This is a genomic window from Lentzea roselyniae (assembly GCF_039537795.1).
Classification (GTDB): Bacteria; Actinomycetota; Actinomycetes; order Mycobacteriales; family Pseudonocardiaceae; genus Lentzea; species Lentzea atacamensis.
Genome location: NZ_BAABBE010000103.1, coordinates 1 through 2828 on the forward strand (window position 1 = coordinate 1; position 2828 = coordinate 2828).

The following is a 2828-nucleotide window of genomic DNA, read 5'->3' on the forward strand; positions in this document are numbered from 1 at the left end:
GGTCAACGCACCCCAGCTCGTCGCCCTCGTCCGAGCCGGCGCCACCTTCGTCAACGGCAAGCTTGTCGAACGCCCCGACGAGGAAGCCGCCTAAAGATCTTGATCCACAGATCTTGACAATAGCTCGGACCACGCGACGATCACGAACAATCTCGCAGTGGTGTTCCGCGAACTGGGCAGGTTCGAGGAGTCACTGGACCACCTGAATCGCTCGCTCACCCTGATCCCGCCAAAACACGTCGTCGGCCGCCTGATGATCACGTGCAGCGTCGGCATGATCCAGCACGCACAACGAAAACACGAGGAAGCCGCGCGCACGTTGGACGAGATGCTGTCCGGCTGCACAGCGATCGACTACCAGCCAGGCATAGCCCTCGCACAAATGGTCCTGTGCAACATTCACCGCGCGCTGGGCAACTTGACCACCTCGGTAGAGCACGGCCGCGCCGCCCTGACTCTGGCGCGCCAGCTGAAGTTGCACAGGGTGGAGTGCGAAGTGCTCAACTCTCTGGCCGAAGCCGCCCTGGCGGCCAACGACGTGGACCACGCGGAAATGGTTTACGCACAAGCCAAGGAGCACTCAGCACACCACTCGTTCGCGAGGTTCGAAGCACGTGCTCTGGAGGGGCTCGCCCACACCGCCAGGGCCCGTGGAGACATCGCCGAGGCGGAAAGACACTGGCGCAAAGCCATAGACCGGTACCCCATCGGCATGTACGACTCCACGCACGCGCAGCAGCACCTGGCCTCCCTCGATGACGAGACCACCACCTGCTTCCGCTGCGAGTAGCCAGTCCCACTCCTAGCGCGCACAATCGTCCACAGTGGATGTTCTAAAGCGCGGCCGAAGGACGAAGCCTTGAGGGGCACCGCCTCTGGAAGGCAGTGCCCCTCATCAGGCCTGGACGGATCCACTGGCTTTCGTACCAGACCTTCCACGCCTCATACACCCGACAAGTGCTACTCGTGAGTCGAGAAGCGCTCGAGGGTGCGTGCACGAGGTGAGACTCCGGTGCCCGCACCCCCAGCGCGGGCACCCACCGCAGAGGTTGCCGTTCCGCCCTACCCGAGCGGAACTCGTCGGCTACCTGAACGCGTGACCTGGGGTTTTGGCGCCGGTGTCATGCAATCCGTGATCTTCGCGCACTCGGCGCACCTCGCCGGCGCCGACCGGGGAGCATTCGAGATGTAGACCCTGAAGACATGGCCACACCGATCGAGGCGGTCAGATGCCCGTCGAACAGCGCAGAACCCTCCGGCTCAGCGAGCCTGCCGCGCTCAAGCGGCGATGGCGGTCGCTGGTCCAGTCATGCGGCAGCACGCAAGCAGCGTCCTCGTAGGTCTCAGGAGCTGATGTCGCCGGCCGGGGCGGTCCCTGACGCGACGAATCCGTACGACTGCCACGTCAACGGATCGCCACCGCGGTCGAGCACGGCGACGTCGGTGTACCCGGCCTGTGCCAACCAGTACTCGATCTCGGAGCCGCTGAAGAGCCTCATGTCGTACGGCATGTCGTTGACCCGGGAGTTCCGGCAGATCTGCCGGTTGCCGACGACCCGGCGGCCGTCGTCACTCAGCCGGCGTGTGTCGACCATGACATCGTCACCGATGCGCTGGGCGGTCGTCTTTCCCTTGGGATTAGCGGCCGCCTCGATGAAGAACTGCGCAGCGTTGGCGTGCTCCACGAGGAGCTTGCCGCCGGGACGCAGGTTCTCCCGGAGCTTCCGGAGGATCAGCTGGTCGGTTCCATCGTCGAAGAAGCCGAACGACGACCACCAGATGATGACCGCGTCGAAGGTCCCCAGGTCGGGCAGTTCGCGCATGTCCGCGGCGACGAAGGTCGCCTTCGGAGCGTTGCGCCGCGCCGCCTCCAGCATGGTCTCGTTGATGTCGACGCCGACCACATCGGCTCCGCGATCGGTGAGATAGCGTGAGATTCGCCCCCATCCGCAGGCGAGGTCGAGAACGCGTCCGCCCTCGGTCAGCTCGGCGAGCGCCCAGATGACGTTTCCTTCGCGCTCGGTCCTGCCGCCCGCATACCGATCCTCCATGAAGTAGAGGAAATCGTTGATGGTATCGGCACTCTCAGTCCTCACGTAACGCTCCACAAGGTTGTCGTCGTAACGGCTTCAGAAGTACTCGGGCAGTTCCTGCGTCAACGCGCCCGGATCCTGTCCCTCGCGGAGACCGGCGGATCCAGCTTCTCGAGCTCCGTCCCTGTCATCTGCTCGAACAGCGCGACATACTCGCCGCCGAATTCCATCAACTTCTCGGTGGAATCCCCGGAATGGAACCTCTGGTGCACGCCCCTAGCGCGGGCACCTGTCGAACAGGCTGCCGTCCCGCGCTACGCGGAAAGAACTCGTCAGCTACTCGGTCACCTGGCCTGCGACTTCGACACGGCGATCACACACCTGAGCCAGTCCGCGCAGATCATGGTCCGACGCCGCTCGACTCGACCTGCGAGGAACCCGCCCCCGGACGCGACGCGGCGACTCAGGACGTGACCTCCACGGCGATCAAGCGGCACAGCTCGAGCACCTCCTTGATCCACGCTACGGGGTGCTGGGATTCGTAACCGCGCATCGACTCGAGACGCCAGTAGTCCTCAAAGGACAAGACCGTTCCAGTCGTCTCGATGGCCTGCATGCGCTTGGGACGCCACTTCGCGTTACCGCCCAGCTCACCGCGATACGCGGTAAGACCGCATCTCGTTTGGGTGTGTTGCAAGGTAGGCTATATCGTTGATCAGCGATGAACGATGTGGAGAAGTGGTGCCCGGAGCCGTTGTGGCTGCTGGCGCAGCCGTTGCTGCCCGATGCGCCGCA

3 protein-coding genes are annotated in these 2828 nt (G+C 64.1%); 1 reads left to right on the plus strand and 2 read right to left on the minus strand.

Going from position 1 to position 2828, the window contains the following annotated elements; all coding sequences use genetic code 11:
* The first annotated feature begins 139 nt into the window (after positions 1–139).
* The gene (locus ABFX45_RS45980; RefSeq protein WP_346137395.1) at positions 140–790 is read left to right on the plus strand and encodes a tetratricopeptide repeat protein; all 651 of its coding nucleotides are present in this window, start codon (positions 140–142) and stop codon (positions 788–790) included.
* A 553-nt stretch (positions 791–1343) separates the two neighbouring features.
* Here ABFX45_RS45980 and ABFX45_RS45985 read toward each other — a convergent pair.
* Both ABFX45_RS45985 and ABFX45_RS45990 read right to left on the minus strand, forming a co-directional pair.
* Positions 1344–2051: a class I SAM-dependent methyltransferase gene (locus ABFX45_RS45985; protein WP_346137393.1), complete on the minus strand. Its 708-nt coding sequence runs from the start codon at positions 2049–2051 to the stop codon at positions 1344–1346.
* Positions 2052–2496: 445 nt separating this feature from the next.
* Positions 2497–2619: a hypothetical protein gene (locus ABFX45_RS45990; protein WP_346137394.1), complete on the minus strand. Its 123-nt coding sequence runs from the start codon at positions 2617–2619 to the stop codon at positions 2497–2499.
* Positions 2620–2828: the final 209 nt, after the last annotated feature.